Raw genomic sequence first — 22,356 nt, forward strand, 5'->3', positions numbered from 1 at the left:
AACAACAGGCGGACCCAAGAAAATTAAAATTTTCTTGGCCAAGGGTTTTACTTAAAACCCTTGGTCCTGTGGTCAGCCGACCACGTTAAAGTCCGGGCCGTAGGGGTATTTGGTGATGTTTTCGTTGCCGTCTTCGGTGATCACCAGGATATCGTGTTCCCGATAGCCACCGGCACCGGGCTTGCCATCTGCGATGGTCAGCATCGGCTCCATCGAAATCACCATGCCCGGCTCCAGAACCGTGTCGATGTCCTCGCGCAGTTCCAAACCGGCTTCGCGCCCGTAATAGTGCGACAGCACACCGAACGAATGACCATAGCCGAATGTGCGATACTGCAACATGTCGCGCTCGGCGAAGAAGTCGTTGATCTTGTGGGTGATCTCGGCGCAGGACGCCCCAGGTTTCAGCAGCGACATGCCGTATTCATGGGCCCCGACATTGGCCTCCCAATAGCGCAGCGACTCCGCATCCACCTCTTTGACGAACATCGTGCGTTCCAGCGCGGTGTAATAGCCGGAAATCATCGGGAACGTGTTCAGCGACAGGATGTCACCGCGTTCCAGAACCCGACCTGTGACCGGGTTATGCGCCCCATCGGTGTTCAGACCCGACTGGAACCAGACCCAGCTGTCGCGGTATTCCGCATCCGGGAAACGCCGGGCAATCTCCAGCTCCATCGCGTCGCGCCCCGCCATGGCGACGTCGATCTCGCGCACGCCTTCCTTGACCGCATCACGGATTGCAAACCCGCCGACATCGGCCACCGCAGCACCCGCCCGGATCATGTCGATCTCGGCTGCGGATTTATGCATCCGCTGCACCATGGTCGGCGCATACAGATCGACGGTGTTTGACGGGTTCAGGAACGCATCCAGCTTGGCCTTTTGCATCAGGCTCAGATGGTCGCTTTCATAGCCGATCACCCGGCCCGAACCGGCCACGCTTTCGATCGCACGCCAATAGTTGTCGCGCTGCCAATCTGTATAGGTGATGTTGTCGCCATAACAGCGGCGCCACGGCTGGCCCGCATCAATCCCGGCCGAAATGGTGACACAGGCCGTGTCCGTCACGACCAGCGCATAGGGACGGCCAAAGGCACAATAGGTAAAGCCCGAATAATACGAGATATTGTGCATCGACGAAAAGACCGCAGCATCGACACCCTGGTCGATCATGATCTTGCGCAGACCCGCAACGCGGGCACCATATTCGTCTTGGGAAAACTGCAAAGGAGCCTTTTCACCGTTGTGAAAACGGTAAAAATCCGGGCGCGCAGCCGCAGCATTGAGATCTTGGTAGCGAGGAATAGCAGTCATTAGTGACCCTCCTTCGAAAAAAGAAAGGTCCCGGCGTTCAGGACTGTTTGGATATGGGCCGTAACAGGGCGACGCCATCGCCCGGGCCTGCCCGGAACATCGGTCGAAACGCGCGTTCGGGCAAGCTTTTTTTGCGCGGGTCTATCCCGGATTTCAGATTTCGCCCAAAAGCGTCCGCACAATGTCGCTTTCAGCATCTGCCAGCGGGTCGATCACATCGAAATGGTGCTTTCCCTGGGCCACGACATGCCCCACCCCCCAGGATTCGGCCAACCAACGCGCCTGATCCAGAAACGCCGGGCGTTCGTCACCGCCGACCCAAACCACCACGCGGGCGCCGTGCCGGTCGGTCATTTCCACCGGGCTTTCGGCCTGGGCTTCGGCCGCGTCCATCAGGAATTTCTCGTTCATGCCTGTCTGGATCAATGGGCGCAGGTCGGACAGGGGTGAAATCGGCATGTCCATCTGGATCCGCTGACCCACCTCTGCGTCCAAGATGGATGGATCCAGAATACGCGCCACCAGATGCCCCCCGGCGGAATGACCGGCCAGAGTTATCGGGCCTGCGATCTCCTGGGCAATCCTGCGCACGGCTTGGGCAATCTGCCGGGTGATGTCACCGATCCGAACGTCCGGGCACAAATCATAGGACGGCATCGCCACCGCCCAGCCATGCGCCAGCATCCCAGCGGCCAGATGCGACCACGACGATTTGTCGAACGCCATCCAATAGCCACCGTGCACAAAGATGAAAACGCCTTTTGGCGGGCCTTCGGGCAGGAACAGGTCAAACCGATGCCGCTCCCCTGCACCATACGGAATATCCAGCCTGGCACGCGCCCCCAACTGGTCGCGAAACGCTGCTGCCTCGGCTGCCCAGCGCGGCGGATAACTGGCCGCTTCGGGGATATAGGCTCCATTGGCATAGGCATCGCTCAGGTCCATGCGAATCTCCTTAACACGTTAAATTATTCTGGACTCATAGGTCGTACTGGACAACACTAACGCCAAATGCTTTGCATTCGCGAGACCAATTCCGGGAGGACCCCATGCTTGACGCAACAACCGATCTGAAATCGCTTTTGAAAGACCCCAGCCTGCTGGAAACGCGCGCCTATATCGGCGGCCAGTTCGTGGACGGTCAGGGCACATTTGACGTGACCAACCCGGCCCGTGGCGACGTGATTGCCCAGGTTGCCGATGTGTCGCGCGCCCAGGTGGCCGGAGCCATTGCCCAGGCAGACACCGCCCAAAAGGAATGGGCGAAATGGACCGGAAAAGAGCGCGCCAACGTGATGCGCAAATGGTTCGACCTGATGATGGAAAACCAGGACGACCTGGGCATTATCCTGACCGCCGAAATGGGCAAACCACTGGCCGAGGCCAAGGGTGAGATCGGCTATGGGGCCTCCTTCATCGAATTCTTTGGCGAAGAAGCCAAACGGATCTATGGCGAAACCATTCCGGGCCACCAGCGCGACAAACGCATCACCGTGCTGAAACAACCCATCGGTGTGGCGGCATCCATCACTCCCTGGAATTTCCCCAATGCCATGATCACGCGCAAGGCGGGTCCGGCGCTGGCCGCGGGCTGTGCCTTTGTTGCGCGCCCTGCTGCGGAAACCCCGCTGTCGGCCATCGTGCTGGCGGTTCTGGCAGACCGCGCCGGCATTCCCGCCGGCGTGTTCAATGTGGTGCCCTCGTCGCGGGCCAGCGACATTGGGCAGGAATTCTGTGAAAATGACGCGGTGCGCAAGCTGACCTTTACCGGCTCGACCGAAGTGGGCCGCATCCTGATGCGCCAGGCCGCCGACACCGTGATGAAATGTTCGATGGAATTGGGCGGCAACGCGCCATTCATCGTATTTGACGACGCCGATCTGGACGCCGCCGTCGAAGGCGCCATCCTGTGCAAATTCCGCAACAACGGTCAAACCTGCGTCTGTGCCAACCGGATCTACGTCCAGGCCGGTGTCTATGATGCCTTTGCCGAAAAACTGCGGGCCGCAGTCGAAAAGATGAATGTGGGCGACGGCCTGAACGACGGCATCCATTTTGGACCATTGATCAACGCGGAAGCGGTGGAAAAAGTGCAAGAGCACATCGCCGACGCCACGGCCAAGGGCGGCAACGTCATCCTGGGCGGCACCCCGTCCGAACTGGGCGGCACTTTCTTTCAGCCGACCATCATCACCGGCGCGACCCAGGACATGGCATTTGCCACGGACGAAACCTTTGGCCCGTTGGCGCCGCTGTTCAAATTCGAGAACGAAGACGAGGTCATTGCCATGGCCAATGACACGATCTTTGGCCTGGCGTCCTATTTCTATGCCAAGGACCTGAGCCGCGTGTACAAGGTGGCCGAAGCGCTGGAATATGGGATCGTGGGGGTGAACACCGGCATCATCTCGACCGAAGTCGCCCCGTTCGGCGGTGTCAAACAATCCGGCTTGGGCCGCGAAGGCAGCCATCACGGCATCGAAGACTACCTGGAAATGAAATACATCTGCATGGCGGTCTAAATCCCGGACCTTTGGCCCGACGCCACCCATCGGGGTCGGGCCAGACCCTCAGGGCCAGGCAGACATCATGCCTGCCTGGCCGATCTGCATCAGGCCCCTGGACCTGCCATTTGTGATGTCAATGTATCTATGGCCTGCGTCCAGGCGGCTTCTTCCTCGCGCGTCAAATCATCCCCCAACGTGTCTCGCAACGCCGCAATCAACGCGTTGGCGGCCGCATGATATTGCGCGGGTGCCACGCCAAAACGGGCATGGCTCACGGCCAGCCGGTCGCCCAGATCAGCAAAACTTTTCTGGTCGGACATGCTGCGAACCGTCGACGTCAGCATTGTCGTGAACATTTCTTTTTGATGAAAAAAATCCTTTTGAAACAACCCCCGTGCCTCGGGTACGCCCTGAAACAGGTGATGATAAAACCGGTCAGCCAATTCGGCCTTGCGCGCAAACGCCTTTGAAAAACTGTTTTGGACCAGTTGGATACTGGGGACATCCATTGCGATAAACCTCGTAAAATGCGCAGGTTATTCACTGCGTCATGGACCACCTGTATCGCAAATCCACCTTACCATTCATTTAACTTCGCCCCGGATGGCGCGACATTCAAACCCGCGCGCGCAACAAAAAACCCCGCAGGCGACAACCGGCTGCGGGGGGTGTTTGATCGTCATGTCGGATGGTGCGCCCATCCGACATGGGCAGGGGCAAACCTGTCAGTTCACCGCCTTGGCATCAACGACATCTGATGTTTCCTTGGCTGATGAAATCGCGATCCGGCGCGGCTTCAATGCTTCGGGCACTTCGCGCTGCAGGTCGATGTGCAACATGCCGTTTTCATGGCTGGCACCGGTGACACGCACATGATCGGCCAACGTAAACCGGCGCTCAAAGGCGCGGGTCGCAATCCCGCGGTGCAAATAGCTCCGGTCGGTGTCTTCATCGGATTTGCGCGCGGCGACGACCAGGGCGTTTTCCTTGACCTCGACCGACAGATCCTCTTCGCCAAACCCGGCGACCGCAATCGAAATCCGATAGGCATCAGCAGCGGTTTTTTCAATATTATAAGGGGGATAGCTGGGCTGTCGTGTATCCGCGCTCAGCGTTCGATCCATCAGGTCAGCGATCTGGTCAAAGCCAATAGATGCCCGGTGCAACGGGGCAAAATCAAAACTACGCATCATGTTCATCCTCATTCAGAGCGATTAAGTGCTGCCCTCCGCAACGGACGGGCAAGTCTGGATCCGAACCCCTGTCACAGGCGATCCGGTATCCTTCAGATAATCAGCAACAGCCCGGTTTCAAGAACCGTCCGCACGAATGAATTTGGCACCGGTCGAATTGCGCCCCGACCCAACCCCCAGACGTTTGACACGGCGGTCGGGCACGGCGGCCGGTGCCCGCCTCAGCATGGACTTGAGCTCGGCAACACGGGCCGGGAGCGCCATGCCCAGCGCAACTTTTTTGCCCTCGACCTGCGCCATCCCGGAAATGACGGACAAAATGCGCCCACGCGCCCCGACACGCGCAAACACAGGTGCCCCGGACGAGCCATAGGTCACGTCACAGTCAAACATCATCAGCTCGTCGCGGGCGGCCAGGATCTGGCACTGTCGCTGGCGCGACAACGCCTCTGCGCGCCCCATGCCATAAGAGGTCACGCTGACCGCAGCCCCCTGTGTTGCTCCATCGTGCAGAATGAACGGGTCGGCCTGGGCGCTGGTGATCGGGCGCGCCAGCCGGATCAGCGCCACGTCATGACGGACATTTGCCCATGTCATCGGGGCACCCGGCGCAAATCCACTGTGGGCGGCAATCTGCAAGGCCTGGCGGTCCGCTATGGATTGGCCCTCGCGCAAACCGGCGCGAAAGGTGACCTGATCGGCCTCCAACAACCTGTTGGTCTGTTTGCTGTACACACAATGGGCCGCCGTCAGCACCAGCTCGGGCGCGATCAAGGTCGCCGTGCAAAACCCCTTGCCCGCCAGATCCAACCGCCCGACGGCCTCCCAGCCCAGCAGATCGTCCCGATCAGACAGACGACGCAGACCCGTCGTGTCTGCTGCCACAAGGGGCGCAACAAGAACCAACACCAGAACCGCAGCCAGACGTTTCATGGCCGGGCCTGTCATGGCTGGACCTGTCATGGCTGAACCTGTCATGGCTGAACCTGTCATGGCTGGGTTGGCCGGATGAATTTTGCGCTTGTGTTGTTGCGCAGATGACCCACCACAACATTCCCGGCTCCCGGTGGGACCTTGGCCTGACCATAGGCCCCTTTGGACAGCAATTCGGCCTGCAGCAGCGTCAGCGCCTCTTCCAGAGCCGACCCCAAAGCCACACGTTGCCCCTGGATCTCTGCCTTGGCCGACACGACCGAGACAATCCGGGCGGTGCCGTCATCAAACGAAAAAATCGGGGCCCCGGATGACCCGAAATCCACATCACAGGACATCACCAACACGCCTTCCTGGCGGGCCATGACCCCACAGACTTCCTGCAAAGACGGCGCTTCGGAGCGGTCCTGAGCATAAGACACCACACCGACCTGATCCCCCCGGCTGGGCCGACCGGCGGTGGTAAAGGGCTGAATGGTGGTATTGCGGATCGGATGTTGCAACTGCAACAGAGCCACATCATTGCGGACCCTTTCGGACGAAACTTCGCCGTCATAGATATAATCCGGGTGGGCAACGGCACGGCGCACGCCTCGATAGGCCGACGCCCGCCCATTGCGCCATCCGGCGAGAAATTCCATGTCCGCGGGTTTGATCCTGCGTTTGCTGATCCGGTCATACAGGCAATGCGCTGCAGTCAGCACCAGATCCGGCGCGATCAATGCCCCGGTGCAAAACCCGGTTCCATTCACATCCAGGCGCCCGACGGCCTCCCACTGGCGCCCCGCATCGGTGGTGTCCATGCGGTGCAACCGCGTGTCCTGAGCCTGCGCGGCCAGCGGCAGCAAAGAGACCAAAATGTTCAATATCCAGCGCCGCACCGGGTTCTCCTGTTCAACCTTTTGGATTTTCTAGGAAGCCGATGGGGCGAAATTGCGGCAAACTGCGGGTATTGCGGTGCCCGACACGGTGGGCTCCCGCCCGGTGACCCTGCCCTGCCGGGCAGATCACCCGTTGGGCGTGGCATCGCCTGCGGCGATGCGGGCGGTCTGGGTCCGGTCAGCGCAAGACTGGAATCGCGGTTTCCTGTTGGCGCACCGGATCAAGAGCACCCGGGCGCGGTCCCCCCGTCGCCCAATCCAGCAATTCAACGGTATGGACGACGGGATGCGCCGTACCAGACCCGATCTGCATCATGCACCCAATGTTTCCGGCCGCGATCACATCGGGCTGTTTCGCCTCCAAAGCCGTGATCTTGCGCGCCTTGAGCTGCCCCGAAATGTCCGGCTGCATCAAATTATAGGTCCCGGCAGATCCACAGCACAGATGCGCATCCGCCGGTTCGACAACCCTGAACCCGACCCGCTTCAACAGGGTCTTGGGGTGCGATTTGACCTGTTGGCCGTGTTGCAGGGAACAGGCGGCGTGATAGGCGACGGTCATCTCCTTTTGCGCCCCTTCGGGCAGGTCCAACGTCATCAGAACTTCGCTGACATCCATGGCCAGCTTGGACACCTGCTCCGCGTCAGCGGCCAGCGGATCATTGCGGAACATGTGCCCGTAGTCCTTGATCGTGGTGCCACACCCGGAAGTATTGATGACAATGGCATCCAACCCCTGCCCCTGGATCTCGCGCATCCAGGCGCGAATATTGCGCGCCGCGGCGGCGTGGCTGTCGTCCTCGCGTCCCATGTGGTGGGTCAGCGCCCCACAGCACCCGGCCCCATCGGCCACCACGACTTCGCACCCCAACCGGGTCAACAGCCGGATCGTGGCATCGTTGATATCGGTATTCAGCGCCTTTTGCGCACACCCGGTCATCAGAGCCACCCGCATCCGCCGGGGCGCGTCGGGGGCAAAGCTCTGGGGATCGTCATTGCGGCTGACCGGCGGGATCTGGCGCGGTGCCATATCCAGCATGGCCCGCACCCGCGCATCGGGCACCCAGGCCCGGAACGGCCGGGCCAGCTTTGCCCCCAGCAAGGCCAGCCGGAACCGCCGCGGATAGGGCAGAACCTGCGACAGGACCCACCGCAGGGCCCGGTCCGTCAGCGGACGTTTGTAATGCTGTTGCACATAGGCCCGCGCATGATCAATCAGATGCATGTAATGCACGCCCGACGGACAGGTGGTCATGCAGGCCAGGCAACTCAGGCACCGGTCTATGTGTTTGACCGTCTTTTCATCCGGTACCCGGTTGTTCTCCAGCATATCCTTGATCAGGTAGATCCGCCCACGCGGGCTGTCCAATTCGTCGCCCAGCACCTGATACGTCGGGCAGGTCGCCGTACAGAACCCGCAATGCACACAAGAGCGCAGGATGTCGTTGGCTCTTTGTGTGCCCGGGTCCGTCAATTGTTCGGGGGTGAAATGTGTCTGCATGACCTGTGCCTTACCCGACCAACAAAAGAAAAAACGCCGCAGCCCCGATCAGGCCCGCGACAAAGACCAGCCCGCGCACCACCCATGGGCGGTCATCCAGACGCCATTGCCGGTGGATCAGCATGTAACCGCCCGCAAACAACAATCCCGACGCCAGGGAATAGAACCCGATGGCCCGAAATCCGCTGGCCATACCGTTGCCCGCGGCATCAGACCCGATGATCGCCGGCAACGACTCGTGCAGCGCAACAACCCCAAAGGCCGCCAGCACCGCCCCAACCCCCAGACCTCTGGACTTTGGGAAAAACGCCATGACGACGAACACAACCGGCCCCGGAAGGAAAAACAACAAAAGATCCATATCGCGCTATCCCATCACCCCTGGATTCAAAATTCCCCGCGGGTCAAACCGCTTCCGCAAATCCCCGGCAAGCGTTGACAATACCGGGGGCTGGGGATGGAACCGCCCAAATTTCAACAGATCATCTTGTGGAGCCCGGATCAGGGTCACATGCCCGTCCACCCCCGCCAACTGCGACCGCAGATCAACGCCCGGCGGCGCCAATGTCCAGATCAACCCGCCCCCCCAGTCGATCACATGTTCATAGTCCGCACAGGCGGTGACCCGTGTCATATCCGTGGGTTTGACCGACGTTTTCCACACCGACCCGGCCCGCCCGTGAAAGGGGGCGACATCGCGAACCGCCCGCCACAGCCGATCAGTGTCCGGCCCGCCCAACAGCAGATCATCGGGCTTCTGGTCCGCGAACAACTGGCACAACTCCTGCATCCGATATTCGACCGACGCCTCGAACCCTTCGACCCGGATCAACGTGCGCGCGGGGCTCTCGCCCTGCTGCGGCAGCCGCGCCGCGCCGGTCACGTCAAACGGCGATTTCAGGGCCGCACAGAACACCCGCAGCGACGCCTGAAAATCCAACCCGGACCAGACCAATGTGCCGCTGCATTGTGCGCGCGGCAAAACCTTCAGCGACACTTCGCTGAGAACTCCCAACGTGCCATGCGCTCCGGCCATCAGTTTGACCAGATCATATCCGGTCACATTCTTCATCACCCGGCCGCCGTTCTTGACCACCTGCCCGGCCCCATCGACAAAGCGCACCCCCAACAGATGATCCCGGGCCGCGCCCGACTGGACCCGCCGTGGCCCGGATGTATTGGCGGCAAAAACACCGCCGATCGTGGGCTCTCCCGTCGTTCCCATCAGGCCCCGATGATCCATCGGCTCGAACGCCAGCCTCTGGTTTTCACCGGCCAGCAGGGTCTCGATCTCGGCCACAGGCGTCCCGGCCCGCGCCACCAACGTCAATGCACCGGGTTCATACAGCGCGACCCCGCTCAACCCTGACACAGACAGAAGATCACCGGATACAGACAGGCCCCGGGTTCCTCCCCCCTGAATCCACAGCGGCCCGCGCGCCGCGGCCACCCTTTCGGCCAGCTCGGCCTCACTCTCGGGTCTGCTCATTTCATCTCGCTCCAAAACTCCGGGGGAGTCGCCAAAGGCGACGGGGGCAGCGCCCCCTCTTATTCTGCGGCAACCGGCACATCGCGCCGGTTTTTGGTCACGGACAGGGGAAACACCTTGGCCGGGTTCAGCAACCATTTGGGATCAAACACGTCCTTCACCATCAGCTGCGCCTCCAGATCCACCGGATCATATTGGTGCAGCATCAGATCGCGTTTCTCAACACCGACCCCATGTTCCCCCGTCAAACACCCCCCGGCTTCAACGCACAGCTTCAGGATCTCGGCCCCAAAGGCCTCGCAGGTTTCCAGATCGCCGGGTTTATTGGCATCAAACAGGATCAGCGGATGCATATTGCCGTCCCCTGCGTGGAACACATTGGCCACATCCAGACCAAAGTCGCGGGACATCTCGCCGATCCGACGCAGCACATAGGGCAAGGAAGACACCGGGATGGTGCCGTCCAGACACATATAATCGTTGATCTGCCCCATGGCCCCAAAGGCGGATTTCCGGCCCAGCCAAATCCGTCCGGCTTCCTCTGCATCGCGGGCTTCGCGCAGCGCGACCGGATTGTGACGCCGGGCAATCTCGGTGATCTGCTGCAACTGCCATTCGATTTCCCCGGGACTGCCCTCGACCTCGACAATCAACAGCGCCTCGCAATCGGGATAGCCGGCCTTGGCAAAGGCTTCGCAGGCGCGAATGCAGGGCCGATCCATGAATTCGATCGCCACAGGCAGGATCCCGGACTTGATGATATCGGACACACAGGCCCCGGCGACCTCGTTGCTGTCGAACCCCATCAGCACCGGACGCGCGCCTTCGGGTTTGCGCAGGATCCGCAGGGTGGCTTCGGTCACGACGCCCAACTGCCCTTCGCTGCCGCAGATCACCCCCAACAGATCCAGACCACCTGCGTCCAGATGCGCCCCACCGATATCGACAATGGTGCCATCCATCATCACCATGGTCACCCCCAACAGGTTGTTCGTGGTCACGCCGTATTTCAGACAATGGGCCCCGCCGGAGTTCATTGCGATATTGCCCGCAATGGCACAGGCGAGCTGCGAAGACGGGTCCGGCGCGTAGAAAAACGCCTCCTCTTCCACCGCCCCCGAGACGCTCAGATTGGTGCGCCCCGACTGCACTCGGATGATCCGGTTGTCGTAGTCCGTCTCCAACACCTGGTTCATCCGCGCCACGCCCAGGATCACGCTGTCCGCCGTGGGCAACGCCCCCCCGGCCAGCGACGTGCCCGATCCGCGCGGCACAACCGGCACGCCTTCGTCGTGGCAGATCCGCAACACGTCCGAAACCTGCTGTGTCGTTGACGGCAGCACCGCCAGCAAAGGCGGACAGCGATAGGCGGTCAGCGCGTCACATTCATAGGCGCGGGTTTCGATCTCATCGGTGATGATCGCATCATCTGACAGAACACGGGCCAATCGCGCGACCAAAGCGGGCTTGCGCGCCAGAATGGCGGGGTTGGGGGTGGGCATGTCCATCGGCGATCTCCAGATTTGGTAAAATCATATTACCAATTCATCCCATCTGGCAAGTTCTTTTCCAAGCCGCTAAGCTCCCCCCATGATTTGGATCGACCGCCTGAACAGCTTCTCGCCCTATGACTATGGTGCCTTGTCGCTCCTGGTGGTTGGCTGGTTCTGGATCGGGTGGCGCATCGAACATCCCCCGGCCCACAAACCCTCTGTTTCGTTGATCATGGCCGAATTCCGCCACGACTGGATGAAGCAGATGGTCACGCGCCAGCCGCGCATGTTCGATGCCCAACTGATCGGCAGCTTTCGCCAGGGAACGACCTTTCTGGCCTCTGCCGTCATGATCGCCATCGGCGGCGGACTGGCGCTGATCGGCAATCTTGAACCTCTGGAATCGGTCGCCAGCGATCTGACGCTCGAACATGTCCCGACGTTTGTCTGGGAAATCAAGATTCTGGTGGTGCTTCTGTTCCTGTCCAATGCCTTTCTCAAATACCTGTGGGCGCATCGCCTGTTCGGCTACAGTTCGGTGATGATGGCGGCGGTGCCGAATGAACCGGAGGAACCGCTCACCTATCCGCGCGCCGATCAGGCCGCCGACCTGTGCAACACGGCATCGCGCAGCTTTACCCGCGGGATGCGGGCCACCTATTTTGCACTGGCGGCTGTCGCCTGGCTTGCAGGGGCTGTGCCCTTGATCATCGCCACTCTGCTCACGATTGCCATGCTGTACCGACGCGAATTTGCGTCCCAATCCCGCACCACATTGCTCAAGGTGCCACCCGACACGGCATCGTGATTCCCCGACCGATCCAAATCGCATTAGGATCCCGGCCATGAGATATGCCCCGTTCCTGATCTGCCTCGCAGCAGCATCCCCCGCCCTTGCCGATTCGCCTGTGATCGAACGTGTGACCGCCACACAGACCGGCTCGGACTGGCGATTTGATGTCACCCTCAGCCACCCCGATACAGGGTGGGATCACTATGCCGACGGATGGCGGGTGCTGGACATGCAGGGCACAGAGCTGGGTCTTCGGGTGCTGGCCCATCCGCATGAACACGAACAGCCCTTTACCCGATCCCTGTCCGGGGTTCGGATCCCCAATGGCACCACCCAGGTCCAGATCCAGGCCCGGTGCATCGTCGATGGCTGGGGGGCCCAGACGGTGACGGTCACACTGCCCTGAGACCGGTTTCCCGGCCTGTGGGTTCCGACCCGTGGCTGTGGTTTGTGATCCGTGGTCTTTTTGGTGTTCCGTGACCCTGATCCGTGGCCCTGACCTGTGACCCTGATCCGCGGCTGTGGTCCGTCAGGCCCTGTGATAGGGGCTCCCGGCCAGAATGGTCGCCGCGCGATAGATTTGTTCCGACAGCATCACCCGCACCAACATGTGCGGCCAGACCATCTTGCCAAAGGATATGGACGCGTCCGCCTGGGCCCGCAGCGACGGGTCAATCCCGTCCGCACCGCCAATGATCAACGCCAGATCCTGACGCCCACTGTCGCGCCAGCGCCCCAGCTTGTTGGCAAATTCCGGCGATGTCAGCACCTTGCCCCGCTCGTCCAGCGTGCAAATGACCGCCCCCTTGGGCAGCGCCTTGCGCAGCAAATCAGCTTCGGCACCCTGACCGGCGTTTTTCTTGTCCTCGACTTCGACCACCCGCGCAGGCCCCAACCCCAACGCGCGGCCCGTCCGGTCAAACCGGGTCAGGTAATCGTCAATCAGGGATTTTTCCGGGCCGGCCCGCAGGCGGCCAACGGCACAAATGTGCACACGCATCGTGGCCTCGGTCGCTGGACCGCGCCGGGCGCGGTCCGATTGGCATCAGACGTGGTTGCTCAGCTGGTTTCGGACCCGTCTGTCGGCAACCACATTTTTTCCAGCTGATAAAACTCGCGCACTTCGGGACGAAAGATGTGAACGATCACGTCGCCGGTATCGATCAACACCCAATCACCGGTGTTCTTGCCTTCGATCTTGGCGGTGAAACCGAACTCACGCTTGAGCCGATCAACCAGCTTTTCGGACATGGCCGACACCTGGCGGGTCGACCGACCTGACGCAATCACCATATGATCGCCAATAGCTGTCTTGCCGCGCAGATCGATCTGCACGACATCTTCGGCCTTGTCGTCGTCAAGCGAGGAAAGAACACGCGCCAGCAACGCGTCGCTGGTGGGCAGAGAGTCGGCCGTCATCACGACCGTCTGTGTCTCGGCAGAGGCAGATGCCTCAGGATGGGATGACAGGACAAAGTCCTCCTTCTAGCGCGCCGTCCGCCCCCGGCGCCTGGGGTAATTCAAAGGTAACAACCCCTGATCCTATTTTCAACGTATGCGGCAGGACCCAGGGTCGAATCGACGTGACTATGTGCCTGATCTGCACAGTCTGTAAAAGCGAAAAATGACGTCTCGCCAGGAAAGTCACATCTCCGGGTCGCCTGCCTGCAAAACCGCCGGGGACGCCGCGCCCGACCCCAGAACACGCACTTCGCGCTGTGGGAAGGGGATCGAGATTCCGTTTTCCTTGAACGCATCCCACAGCGCCAGATACACCGCGCCCCGAATATTGGTCAGCCCTCCGGTCGGATCCTCGATCCAGAACCGCAGGATATAGTCCACCGAACTGTCGCCGAAACCGACAATGTGACACACGGGTGCCTTGGGTTTGCCCAGCACCCTGCCTATGCGCGACGTCGCTTCGACCGCAATACGGCGCACCACATGCGGGTCATCGCAATAGGCCGTGCCAAAGTAGATATCCAGACGCACGAAATCGTCGGAATGGGACCAGTTCACCACCTGCCCGGTGATCAGATCCTCGTTCGGGATCAGATATTCCCGCCCGTCCCGCGTCACCACGCTGACATATCGGGCTCCCAGCGAATTGATCCAACCAAAGGTTTCGCCCAGCGAAATCACGTCCCCCGGTTTGATCGACTTGTCCAACAGGATGATGACGCCGGACACCAGATTGGACACCACTTTGGCCAATCCGAACCCCAGACCGACACCGATGGCCCCCGACAACACGGCCAGCCCGGTCAGATCAAATCCGACAATCCGCAGCCCGATGACCAACGCAACCCCATACAGGATAACCTGCAGCACCTTGATCGCCAGTTCCTGCATCGAGGGGCTGATTTCGGGATTGCGCCGGATGCCGGCCGACATTGTCCGGGTCACGAACCGGGCCAACGCCAGGGTCACCCCCAACATCGCCACAGCCTGCAACACCATCCACATCGAAATCCGGGTCTCCCCCAGCTCCAACGCCAGCGAATTCAGCAACTGTTGGGTTTCTTCGGTCAGGTTCAACAGCGTCAGCGTGATCCAGATCCAGCCACAATAGCGCAATATGGCCCGCAAGGCGCCATTGTGGACCAGACGCGTGATCAGCGCGATTATCAACCAGGCAGCGGCCAGCTGCGCAGCGATCCCCAGGAAATACGACCGGCTGGGCCAGGTCACTTCGCGCATGACCCACACCGTGGTCCAGATCAGAATCACAAAGAACACCAGCGCCATGCGCCGCTGCACCAACAGAAGATAGCGATAACGCCACTTGGGCCACCCTTCGCGTGTGCGCATCCACTCGCGGAACCGCGGACCAAAATACCGCGACAGCACAAAGGACAGCACCACCAGCCCCAACAGGATCAGCGCCTGATAGGCCGTCCAGGGGCGCGCCACGCCGGTGATGAAATTCAGCCCCTGATCCCACAGGCTTAGCGCAATGTCCTGCGTGTCCTGTTCGACGATCTGCACAGCCGCTTCACCAGGGTCGCTGGTTTGTTCCAATGTCGTTGTTTCGGTCTCTGCCATCTGTGCCTTGCCTCATTGTTGCCAGCGTGGCACGGCCCGATCCGACAAAACAAGCCATTTCCCTTGCGAGACTCAGTCTGACCCGCTATCTGAACGCACATGAAACGCATTTTTGACATCGATGACCGCGCCTTTCTGCCCTGGCGCTTTTTTGGTCAGTCGAAATCCGTCAACGCCGCACTATAAGTGCGCCGCGCGCGATTCCGTGCGCCCGTTTTGCAGCTACACCGCCAATTCAAATCAGAACGGAGAGGACCCATGTCCCCCAAAACGCTCTATGACAAGATCTGGGATGCGCATGTCGCGCACGAAGCCGAAGACGGCACCTGCCTGCTGTATATCGACCGCCACCTGGTCCACGAAGTGACCAGCCCGCAGGCGTTCGAAGGTCTGCGCATGGCCGGTCGCAAGGTGCGCGCGCCAGAGAAAACCATCGCCGTGCCGGATCACAACGTGCCCACCACCGCCGGGCGCGATGACCCCGCACAGATGACCGAAGAAAGCCGCATTCAGGTTCAGGCGCTGGACACCAACGCCAAGGAATTTGGCGTGCATTATTATCCCGTCTCTGACGTCCGTCAGGGCATCGTGCACATTGTTGGCCCCGAACAGGGCTGGACCCTGCCCGGCATGACCGTGGTCTGCGGCGACAGCCACACCGCCACCCATGGCGCCTTCGGTTCGCTGGCTCATGGCATCGGCACCTCCGAAGTGGAGCATGTTCTGGCCACCCAGACGCTGATCCAGAAGAAATCCAAAAACATGAAGGTCGAGATCACCGGCAAACTGATGCCGGGCGTGACCGCCAAGGACATCACCCTGGCCGTGATCGGTGAAACCGGCACCGCGGGCGGCACCGGCTATGTCATCGAATATTGTGGCCAGGCAATCCGTGACCTGTCCATGGAAGGCCGCATGACCGTCTGCAACATGGCCATCGAAGGCGGTGCCCGCGCGGGTCTGATCGCGCCGGACGAAACGACATTCGAATACGTCAAAGGCCGCCCCCACGCCCCCAAGGCAGGCGCATGGGAACAGGCGCTGGAGTATTGGAAGACGCTCTACACCGACGACGGGGCCGCGTTCGACAAGATCGTCACCCTGAAAGGCGAAGACATCCAGCCGGTCGTCACCTGGGGCACCTCGCCCGAAGACGTCCTGCCGATCACTGGCGTTGTCCCCCACCCCGAAGACTTTGAAGGTGGCAAGATCGACGCGGCCCGCCGGTCCATCGAATACATGGGCCTGACACCGGGTCAGAAACTGACCGACATCGAAATCGACACCGTGTTCATTGGGTCCTGCACCAACGGGCGCATCGAAGATTTCCGCGCCGTGGCCGAAGTGGTCAAAGGCAAGAAAATCAAAGACGGCATGCGCGCCATGATCGTTCCCGGATCGGGTCTTGTCCGGGCCCAGGCCGAAGAAGAAGGTCTGGCCGACATCTTCCGCGAGGCTGGTTTTGAATGGCGTCTGGCCGGGTGTTCCATGTGTCTGGCGATGAACCCGGATCAGCTGTCCGAAGGCGAACGTTGCGCGGCCACCTCGAACCGGAACTTCGAAGGGCGTCAGGGCTACAAGGGTCGCACCCATCTGGTCAGCCCCGCGATGGCTGCCGCAGCGGCACTTACCGGAAAGCTAACGGACATCCGCGAACTGTTGTAAGCTCCGCTCAGAGTTGAATTTTGAGAGGAATTGAGAAATGAGTGACTGGCTTAAACTGCTTTTGTTGGGACTTGTGTCCATCGTCTTTGGTGTGTTCATTCTGGGTGCGCCGGTTGTGGCCTCGGTCGCCGTCACGGCGATCACCGGGTTTTTGCTGCTGATCAGCGGCGGCCTTCAGGTTGCAGGTGGCTTCACGGTCGACGGCACGGCGAACAAATTTCTCTCCATCCTGATGGGGGCAATCCTGTTGTTCCTGGGGTGGTCGTTCCTCTCAAACCCGCTTCAGGGCACCATCTCTTTGGCCACGTTGATTCTGATCCTGTTCATGGCAGGCGGGATCGCGCGCCTGATCTTGTCGTTTCAGATGCGTGGAACACGCTTTTTCTGGCCGACGCTGATCTCTGGCGTTTTGTCCATCATCCTGGCCGGGATCATCTGGTCCAATTCAGCAGCAGACCCCACATGGTTGCTCAGCTTGATTGGGATCCTTTTGGGCATCGAGATGCTGTTCAACGGCTTTGGGCTGACGTTTGCAGCGCTGTTCATGCGCAGCGCCGAAAAAGGAAACAGGGCGGCCTGATCCCGGGCCGGACCTCTGGTCCGACCCATGGGGCCGCTGAAATCGTCATCAGGGGGTGCACGGGTGGTGCACGTCCGGTGCACGGATATCACCCCCCGCCCTGTTGCGGGGTACCCCCCACATCTAGTGGGTCGAAATTAGGAGTCTGGTAATGGACAAATTTGAAAAACTGAACGGCATCGCGGCCCCCATGCCGCTGGTCAACATCGACACCGACATGATCATCCCCAAAGTGTTCCTGAAATCCATTCAGCGCACCGGCTTTGGCGTGAACCTGTTCGACGAGATGCGGTATAACCGTGACGGTTCGGAAATCGCTGATTTCGTGCTGAACAAACCCCAGTACCGCAAGGCCGAAATCCTGGTGGCCGGTGACAATTTTGGCTGTGGCTCGTCGCGCGAACATGCGCCCTGGGCGATTGCCGATTTTGGCATCAAATGCGTGATTTCCACTTCCTTTGCCGACATCTTCTTCAACAACTGCTTCAAGAACGGCATTCTGCCCATCGTTCTGCCCCAGGAGCAGGTCGACCTGCTGATGAAAGACGCGGAAAAGGGCGAAAACGCCCGCATGACCGTGGATCTCGAAACTCAGGAGATCACCACGTCGGATGGCGACGTCATTGCCTTTGACGTGGATGCATTCAAAAAGCATTGCTTGCTGGAAGGGCTGGATGACATCGGTCTAACCATGGAAAAAGCCGACGCCATCGATACATTCGAAGCCAAAGCCGCCGCCGCCCGCCCCTGGGCCTGACAGGCGTCCCAGTTGAAAAACGGCACCACAGCCGCGCCTCCGGGTGCGGCTGTTTCGTATTGGGCCTCTGCGGCGACGCACCACAATATCTTGTGGTTCGCTGCGCAAATCGTTGAATTTCCTACACTCATTGATGCAAAGCAGCACCAGTTATCCGCCCGCGAACCACAAAATTTACCACTTTACGACGCACCCTCTTGAGCGGTTTTCCCAAACGATGCACAAATAAGGCCAAAATGAGGCACCGGCCCAAAGACGGGTTGGATCAAGTTGGAACAAAGGCGCGGCAACGTATCGGCCTGTCCAGTTTGAAGGGAATGAGCAGTGGTTGCACGCATCTTAGGAGCCGTGTTGCGGGGCGTATTGGTGGCTTTGCTGATTGCAATGCCTTCGATATTTTTGCCCAGCCATACGATGCGATCCGGTGAGATCGTCGTTCTGTTGTCCTTGTTGGCAGCCGTGTTGACCATGGCCGAATACAGTTCGAATTATCCCAGCTTTGTCGAGTTCCGCGATGCGCCACCTCTCAACCGGCTGCGCTTTGTCTGCCTGGCATTGATCCTGTTGTGCCTGAGCATGATCACCAAACATTTGTTCGAACCGACCAATGGAACCGCGCTGTTTGCCGGGTTGGGTCAACTGGCCGGGAGCATACTGGATTTCCCGTACTCACCTGTGCGTCTCGTCCTGTTGGTCCTGCCCCCCGAAGTACCCGTTCATATGCTCAACGCCGCTCGGGCCGCAGCGGCTGTGGCCTATTTGATCGCATTGGGCACTGTGCTGGCCTTTGTCGTCACCATCAGAATCCTGAATTGGCCGGTGGCGAACGGGGCCTTTAACGTCTGGACCAATTTGCCACTGTTTGACCCCACAACAGGTGGTGATGTTGTCTATCGCCTGCACCGCGACGGGCGGATCAATGTCATGCTGGGCTTCTTGCTGCCCTTTGCCATTCCTGCCTTTGTCAAACTGGCCGCCGACATTGTTGATCCCAACCTGTTGATGCGCCCACACACCCTGATATGGACTCTCAGCGCCTGGGCTTTTCTACCTGCGTCCATGTTGATGCGTGGTATGGCAATGTTGCGCATTGCTGATCTGATCGAAGAAAAGCGCCGTCGTGCCTATGCCAATTCCGAGACGATGCGCACCGCATGAGGCGGTTGCTGGCAGGCGCGGCGCTGTTGTTGCTGGGCAGCCTGGCCTGTTCCGCCGACCCCTTGCGCCTTGCCACATTCAACACCGAATTATCCCGCAAGGGGCCGGGCCTTTTGCTCCGTGCGATCCAGCGTGGCGACGACCCCGCAGTCCGGGCCGTCATCCAGGTCATCGCGCGCAACAATCCTGACATCTTGGTCCTGCAAGGCGTGGACTGGGACCATGAAAACCGCGCCGTCCGGGCGCTGGTCAAGCAATTGGCCAAAATCGGCGTCGATTATCCGCACATGTTTTCAGCTCAGCCCAATGCAGGGCTGGCGACAGACCTGGACCTGAACGGTGATGGCCGGCTGGGGGGGCCCGAAGATGCTCAGGGCTTTGGTGCTTTTACCGGACAAAGTGGCATGGCGATTCTGTCGCGCCACCCCATCAAGACCGCCCAGATCGTGGATTACAGCGCGACCCTGTGGCTGGATCTGCCTGGTGCCATCCCGCCGACCCATCCAGATGGCAACCCTTTTCCGTCGGCCGAGGCGATGGAACGCCAGCGCTTGCCCAGTGTCGCCATCTGGGCAGTGCCCGTGACCCGCGCTGACGGATCGAATTTGACCGTCCTGGCCTTTCAGGCGGGGCCTCCGGTTTTTGACGGCCCCGAAGACCGCAACGGGCGGCGCAACCATGATGAGCTCCAATTGCTGCGCCAAATCGTACGTCAGGAATTTGGGCCCGCCCTGACGGGAGATATCGTGCTTGCAGGGGGGGCGAATCTGGATCCATGCGACAGCGATGGCAGAACTCAGGCAATCGTGGATCTGTTGGCTGAAACACGGTTGCAGGACCCTGCCCCCCGCAGTTCGGGTGCAGCTGCTGCGACGGCAGCACCCAGCGCCTGTTCGGATCCGGCCCTGGATACCGTGGATTGGCCGGGAATTGGGAAATTTCGCGTGGATTATATCCTGCCATCTGTCGGGATGAGAGTCGTGAACACAGGTGTTTTCTGGCCAACACCGGATCAGGCGGATGGCCAACTGGCACAACAGGCCAGCCGTCACCGGCTGGTCTGGGTGGACTTGGCAGCGGATTAGGCGACCGCCGTTTTCGCAAGAGGATGCGACGGTGGTGCCACCAATCCCGGCGGGATCGCCTGGGCCAGTGCCGTTTCGAATGGCGTCACGGCGAACCCCGGTAAATACTGTTCCAGCAGCGTTCCATCCAGAGTATGCCCGACCTGCCATAGATATCGCATTTCCAACAGACAGCGCGCCATTGGCCACACTGGCTTCAACAGACGAAGCGGAATCCACGACATCTGTGTCATCCTGACGGGCCGGGTGACAATTCGGTCCAGAGCAGTCGCCATTTCGGCCCCTGTTACTGTGTACCCGGGGAAAGAGATATCGCTGAACACAGGCAATTCCTCGCGCCTTTCTGCCAATTGCACCGCAGCACGCGCCAAGTCAGGCAGGAATGCCCACGCATGAGGAACATCAAGTGGTCCGGGGTATGAAAACCGCCCCGATGCGAGCCGCTTGGTCAAAACCGCGTCAAACCAGTTTCCAGACGCAACAGTGTCGATAAAATCCCCTGCCCTCAGCACAATGGTCCGAACGCCGGACTGGCGATAGGCCTGTTCCATGGCAATGCGAATCTGACCCAATGGGTTGCGTGCCTCTTGCGGGGTTTCCTGCCCCCATGGGGGCGTTGCCTGTGGCCCGTAGACATAGACGTTTCCCGGCACAATAACGGTAGCGCCCGCCGCTTTTGCCGCCGCGATCACCTGATCATGCAGCCGAGGCACCTGATCCGCCCAATCAGGGTATTGTGGGTTCCAGGCATTGACGATCACATCCGCGGCCCGGGCGGCCTGAACCAGATCATCAGTTCCCCGATCGAACCGCACCGTCGTCCACCCCGCAGTACAGAATGCGTGCTCAGCTGCGCGGCCGAAACGACCGGTCGGCCCCAGGATCAATACAGTAGGTTTCATGCTCCATGTCCTCGTCAATGGATGATGAAACAACTATATCCATGCATATATCAGCATAATATTGCAAAACTTTGCAGATATCCTATTCATTATTGAATGGATAAGATTTCCTCCCTCACCGATTGGACATTGATCCAAAGCTTTCTCGCTGTTGCTGAAACCGGCTCCTTGTCCGGTGCCGCCCGCCAGTTGAACCGCAGTCAGCCTACGCTTGGGCGTCACATCAAGACGCTGGAGCAGGAACTGGGGGCCGCTTTGTTCAACCGGCATCCCCGTGGGCTTTCGCTCAGTTCCACGGGCGTGCAAGTGTTCCCAATGGCACGCCAGGTGCAGGATCAGATGTATGCGATTTCGCTGACAGCGGCCGGTCAGTCGCAGGACTTGCAAGGCACCGTGCGGATCACCGCCAGCATTTTTGCGTCGCATCATGTCCTGCCCCCAATCCTTGCTGAAATCCGGCACCTGGAACCTGCGATCGAACTGGAGCTGGTTCCAAATGACAGTAGCGAAAATCTGTTGTTTCGTGCCGCAGATATCGCGGTGCGGATGTACCGCCCGACCCAGTTGGATATCGTCGCCCGCCACGTCACTGACCTGCAACTTGGGATCTTTGCAGCGCACAGCTATCTTGACCGTGCCGGACACCCCCAGACAGCCGAGGATCTTTGGCAGCATGATCTGGTCGGATACGACCAAAACGACCTGATTGTTCGCACCATACGCGATCTGGGCTGGGAGGTCAGCCACGCCAGCTTTGCCACCCGCTGTGATCATCAAAGCACCTATTGGGAGCTGGTTCGGGCCGGATGTGGGATCGGCTTTTCTCAAACATTGGTCGGGCGTGCTGACCCATTGGTGCAGGAATTGGACCTGGGCATTGGCATCCCGCCGTTGCCGGTTTGGCTGGCCGCCCACGGGACCCTGCGCCAGACCCCCCGCGTTTCGCGTGTCTGGGATCACCTGGCGCATAGGTTGCAGGCCTATGGTGGTGCCCAAACTTGAACAGCCTGGGCACCTGTTCAACGATACGGCCTGGATGCGTCGGTATGTTTCGCTG

The 22,356-nt window shown here is 60.1% G+C and carries 23 protein-coding genes; 9 read left to right on the forward strand and 14 right to left on the reverse strand.

Annotation, left to right across the window (positions count from 1 at the left end; all coding sequences use genetic code 11):
• Positions 1-72 precede the first annotated feature (72 nt).
• Positions 73-1,317, reverse strand: coding sequence for an aminopeptidase P family protein (locus K3727_18625; GenBank protein ID UWQ90754.1), 1,245 nt, complete (start codon positions 1,315-1,317; stop codon positions 73-75).
• 153 nt (positions 1,318-1,470) lie between these two features.
• Positions 1,471-2,262 carry an alpha/beta hydrolase gene (locus K3727_18630; protein UWQ90755.1) on the reverse strand — a complete coding sequence of 264 codons (792 nt, stop codon included), beginning with the start codon at positions 2,260-2,262 and terminating at the stop codon, positions 1,471-1,473.
• A gap of 104 nt (positions 2,263-2,366) precedes the next feature.
• On the opposite strand from K3727_18630, the gene K3727_18635 reads away from it, so the two are divergent.
• Positions 2,367-3,839 (forward strand): NAD-dependent succinate-semialdehyde dehydrogenase, encoded by a 1,473-nt coding sequence (locus K3727_18635; GenBank protein UWQ90756.1) that lies wholly within the window; start codon positions 2,367-2,369, stop codon positions 3,837-3,839.
• Positions 3,840-3,928: 89 nt separating this feature from the next.
• On the opposite strand, the gene K3727_18640 is transcribed toward K3727_18635, so the two are convergent.
• The 8 genes from K3727_18640 to K3727_18675 all read right to left on the reverse strand — a co-directional run bounded on the left by K3727_18640 (position 3,929) and on the right by K3727_18675 (position 11,329).
• Positions 3,929-4,333, reverse strand: a complete 405-nt coding sequence (locus K3727_18640; protein UWQ90757.1) for a globin domain protein — start codon at positions 4,331-4,333, stop codon at positions 3,929-3,931.
• Positions 4,334-4,549: 216 nt separating this feature from the next.
• A complete protein-coding gene (locus tag K3727_18645) occupies positions 4,550-5,014 on the reverse strand; it encodes an Hsp20 family protein (GenBank protein UWQ93452.1) in 465 nt (154 codons plus the stop codon).
• A gap of 120 nt (positions 5,015-5,134) precedes the next feature.
• A complete protein-coding gene (locus K3727_18650; GenBank protein UWQ93453.1) occupies positions 5,135-5,950 on the reverse strand; it encodes a trypsin-like serine protease in 816 nt (271 codons plus the stop codon).
• Between the two features lie 56 nt (positions 5,951-6,006).
• Entirely contained in the window at positions 6,007-6,753 is a 747-nt protein-coding gene (locus K3727_18655; GenBank protein ID UWQ93454.1) for a trypsin-like serine protease, read from the reverse strand.
• Between the two features lie 256 nt (positions 6,754-7,009).
• Positions 7,010-8,332, reverse strand: a complete 1,323-nt coding sequence (gene glcF / locus K3727_18660) for a glycolate oxidase subunit GlcF (GenBank protein UWQ90758.1) — start codon at positions 8,330-8,332, stop codon at positions 7,010-7,012.
• 10 nt (positions 8,333-8,342) lie between these two features.
• A complete protein-coding gene (locus K3727_18665; GenBank protein ID UWQ90759.1) occupies positions 8,343-8,693 on the reverse strand; it encodes a hypothetical protein in 351 nt (116 codons plus the stop codon).
• 6 nt (positions 8,694-8,699) lie between these two features.
• Positions 8,700-9,821 (reverse strand): FAD-binding protein, encoded by a 1,122-nt coding sequence (locus K3727_18670; protein ID UWQ90760.1) that lies wholly within the window; start codon positions 9,819-9,821, stop codon positions 8,700-8,702.
• 59 nt (positions 9,822-9,880) lie between these two features.
• Positions 9,881-11,329: an FAD-binding protein gene (locus K3727_18675; GenBank protein ID UWQ90761.1), complete on the reverse strand. Its 1,449-nt coding sequence runs from the start codon at positions 11,327-11,329 to the stop codon at positions 9,881-9,883.
• A gap of 82 nt (positions 11,330-11,411) precedes the next feature.
• Between K3727_18675 and K3727_18680 the strand changes: the two genes are divergently transcribed.
• A complete protein-coding gene (locus K3727_18680; protein ID UWQ90762.1) occupies positions 11,412-12,122 on the forward strand; it encodes a DUF599 domain-containing protein in 711 nt (236 codons plus the stop codon).
• Between the two features lie 37 nt (positions 12,123-12,159).
• Complete coding sequence (locus K3727_18685) at positions 12,160-12,513, forward strand: hypothetical protein (protein UWQ90763.1); 354 nt, start codon at positions 12,160-12,162, stop codon at positions 12,511-12,513.
• A 123-nt stretch (positions 12,514-12,636) separates the two neighbouring features.
• Here the strand turns inward: K3727_18685 and rlmH are convergent, their stop codons facing one another.
• The 3 genes from rlmH to K3727_18700 form a co-directional block, all read right to left on the reverse strand.
• Positions 12,637-13,107 carry a 23S rRNA (pseudouridine(1915)-N(3))-methyltransferase RlmH gene (rlmH, locus tag K3727_18690; GenBank protein UWQ90764.1) on the reverse strand — a complete coding sequence of 157 codons (471 nt, stop codon included), beginning with the start codon at positions 13,105-13,107 and terminating at the stop codon, positions 12,637-12,639.
• Between the two features lie 59 nt (positions 13,108-13,166).
• A complete protein-coding gene (gene rsfS / locus K3727_18695; protein ID UWQ90765.1) occupies positions 13,167-13,526 on the reverse strand; it encodes a ribosome silencing factor in 360 nt (119 codons plus the stop codon).
• Between the two features lie 225 nt (positions 13,527-13,751).
• Positions 13,752-15,152, reverse strand: coding sequence for a mechanosensitive ion channel (locus K3727_18700; GenBank protein UWQ90766.1), 1,401 nt, complete (start codon positions 15,150-15,152; stop codon positions 13,752-13,754).
• Positions 15,153-15,410: 258 nt separating this feature from the next.
• Between K3727_18700 and leuC the strand changes: the two genes are divergently transcribed.
• The 5 genes from leuC to K3727_18725 all read left to right on the forward strand — a co-directional run bounded on the left by leuC (position 15,411) and on the right by K3727_18725 (position 20,397).
• Positions 15,411-16,817: a 3-isopropylmalate dehydratase large subunit gene (gene leuC / locus K3727_18705; GenBank protein UWQ90767.1), complete on the forward strand. Its 1,407-nt coding sequence runs from the start codon at positions 15,411-15,413 to the stop codon at positions 16,815-16,817.
• A gap of 37 nt (positions 16,818-16,854) precedes the next feature.
• Positions 16,855-17,397: a DUF308 domain-containing protein gene (locus K3727_18710; protein UWQ90768.1), complete on the forward strand. Its 543-nt coding sequence runs from the start codon at positions 16,855-16,857 to the stop codon at positions 17,395-17,397.
• Between the two features lie 151 nt (positions 17,398-17,548).
• A complete protein-coding gene (gene leuD, locus K3727_18715; protein UWQ90769.1) occupies positions 17,549-18,154 on the forward strand; it encodes a 3-isopropylmalate dehydratase small subunit in 606 nt (201 codons plus the stop codon).
• A 324-nt stretch (positions 18,155-18,478) separates the two neighbouring features.
• A complete protein-coding gene (locus tag K3727_18720) occupies positions 18,479-19,312 on the forward strand; it encodes a hypothetical protein (protein ID UWQ90770.1) in 834 nt (277 codons plus the stop codon).
• Entirely contained in the window at positions 19,309-20,397 is a 1,089-nt protein-coding gene (locus tag K3727_18725) for an endonuclease/exonuclease/phosphatase family protein (protein ID UWQ90771.1), read from the forward strand. Before K3727_18720 ends, K3727_18725 begins: the two co-directional genes overlap by 4 nt.
• Here the strand turns inward: K3727_18725 and K3727_18730 are convergent.
• Complete coding sequence (locus K3727_18730; protein ID UWQ90772.1) at positions 20,394-21,299, reverse strand: sugar nucleotide-binding protein; 906 nt, start codon at positions 21,297-21,299, stop codon at positions 20,394-20,396. The genes K3727_18725 and K3727_18730 overlap by 4 nt on opposite strands.
• A gap of 96 nt (positions 21,300-21,395) precedes the next feature.
• Here K3727_18730 and K3727_18735 point away from each other — a divergent pair, with 96 nt between their 5' ends.
• Entirely contained in the window at positions 21,396-22,301 is a 906-nt protein-coding gene (locus K3727_18735) for a LysR family transcriptional regulator (protein ID UWQ90773.1), read from the forward strand.
• Positions 22,302-22,356: the final 55 nt, after the last annotated feature.

This window comes from Rhodobacteraceae bacterium M382 (assembly GCA_025141015.1).
Classification (GTDB): domain Bacteria; phylum Pseudomonadota; class Alphaproteobacteria; order Rhodobacterales; family Rhodobacteraceae; genus Aliisedimentitalea; species Aliisedimentitalea scapharcae.

What these genes read in the sequence shown, in the direction of transcription:
- glcF (UWQ90758.1), bottom strand. Translation starts at nt 8,332, where the DNA reads ATGCAGACACATTTCACCCCCGAACAATTGACGGACCCGGGCACACAA.
- K3727_18680 (UWQ90762.1), top strand. Translation starts at nt 11,412, where the DNA reads ATGATTTGGATCGACCGCCTGAACAGCTTCTCGCCCTATGACTATGGT.
- K3727_18730 (UWQ90772.1), bottom strand. Translation starts at nt 21,299, where the DNA reads ATGAAACCTACTGTATTGATCCTGGGGCCGACCGGTCGTTTCGGCCGC.
- leuC (UWQ90767.1), top strand. Translation starts at nt 15,411, where the DNA reads ATGTCCCCCAAAACGCTCTATGACAAGATCTGGGATGCGCATGTCGCG.
- K3727_18650 (UWQ93453.1), bottom strand. Translation starts at nt 5,950, where the DNA reads ATGAAACGTCTGGCTGCGGTTCTGGTGTTGGTTCTTGTTGCGCCCCTT.
- K3727_18700 (UWQ90766.1), bottom strand. Translation starts at nt 15,152, where the DNA reads ATGGCAGAGACCGAAACAACGACATTGGAACAAACCAGCGACCCTGGT.
- K3727_18725 (UWQ90771.1), top strand. Translation starts at nt 19,309, where the DNA reads ATGAGGCGGTTGCTGGCAGGCGCGGCGCTGTTGTTGCTGGGCAGCCTG.
- K3727_18635 (UWQ90756.1), top strand. Translation starts at nt 2,367, where the DNA reads ATGCTTGACGCAACAACCGATCTGAAATCGCTTTTGAAAGACCCCAGC.
- K3727_18640 (UWQ90757.1), bottom strand. Translation starts at nt 4,333, where the DNA reads ATGGATGTCCCCAGTATCCAACTGGTCCAAAACAGTTTTTCAAAGGCG.
- K3727_18625 (UWQ90754.1), bottom strand. Translation starts at nt 1,317, where the DNA reads ATGACTGCTATTCCTCGCTACCAAGATCTCAATGCTGCGGCTGCGCGC.
- K3727_18655 (UWQ93454.1), bottom strand. Translation starts at nt 6,753, where the DNA reads ATGGACACCACCGATGCGGGGCGCCAGTGGGAGGCCGTCGGGCGCCTG.
- rlmH (UWQ90764.1), bottom strand. Translation starts at nt 13,107, where the DNA reads ATGCGTGTGCACATTTGTGCCGTTGGCCGCCTGCGGGCCGGCCCGGAA.
- K3727_18710 (UWQ90768.1), top strand. Translation starts at nt 16,855, where the DNA reads ATGAGTGACTGGCTTAAACTGCTTTTGTTGGGACTTGTGTCCATCGTC.
- K3727_18670 (UWQ90760.1), bottom strand. Translation starts at nt 9,821, where the DNA reads ATGAGCAGACCCGAGAGTGAGGCCGAGCTGGCCGAAAGGGTGGCCGCG.
- K3727_18665 (UWQ90759.1), bottom strand. Translation starts at nt 8,693, where the DNA reads ATGGATCTTTTGTTGTTTTTCCTTCCGGGGCCGGTTGTGTTCGTCGTC.
- K3727_18685 (UWQ90763.1), top strand. Translation starts at nt 12,160, where the DNA reads ATGAGATATGCCCCGTTCCTGATCTGCCTCGCAGCAGCATCCCCCGCC.
- K3727_18630 (UWQ90755.1), bottom strand. Translation starts at nt 2,262, where the DNA reads ATGGACCTGAGCGATGCCTATGCCAATGGAGCCTATATCCCCGAAGCG.
- rsfS (UWQ90765.1), bottom strand. Translation starts at nt 13,526, where the DNA reads ATGACGGCCGACTCTCTGCCCACCAGCGACGCGTTGCTGGCGCGTGTT.
- leuD (UWQ90769.1), top strand. Translation starts at nt 17,549, where the DNA reads ATGGACAAATTTGAAAAACTGAACGGCATCGCGGCCCCCATGCCGCTG.
- K3727_18675 (UWQ90761.1), bottom strand. Translation starts at nt 11,329, where the DNA reads ATGGACATGCCCACCCCCAACCCCGCCATTCTGGCGCGCAAGCCCGCT.
- K3727_18645 (UWQ93452.1), bottom strand. Translation starts at nt 5,014, where the DNA reads ATGCGTAGTTTTGATTTTGCCCCGTTGCACCGGGCATCTATTGGCTTT.
- K3727_18735 (UWQ90773.1), top strand. Translation starts at nt 21,396, where the DNA reads ATGGATAAGATTTCCTCCCTCACCGATTGGACATTGATCCAAAGCTTT.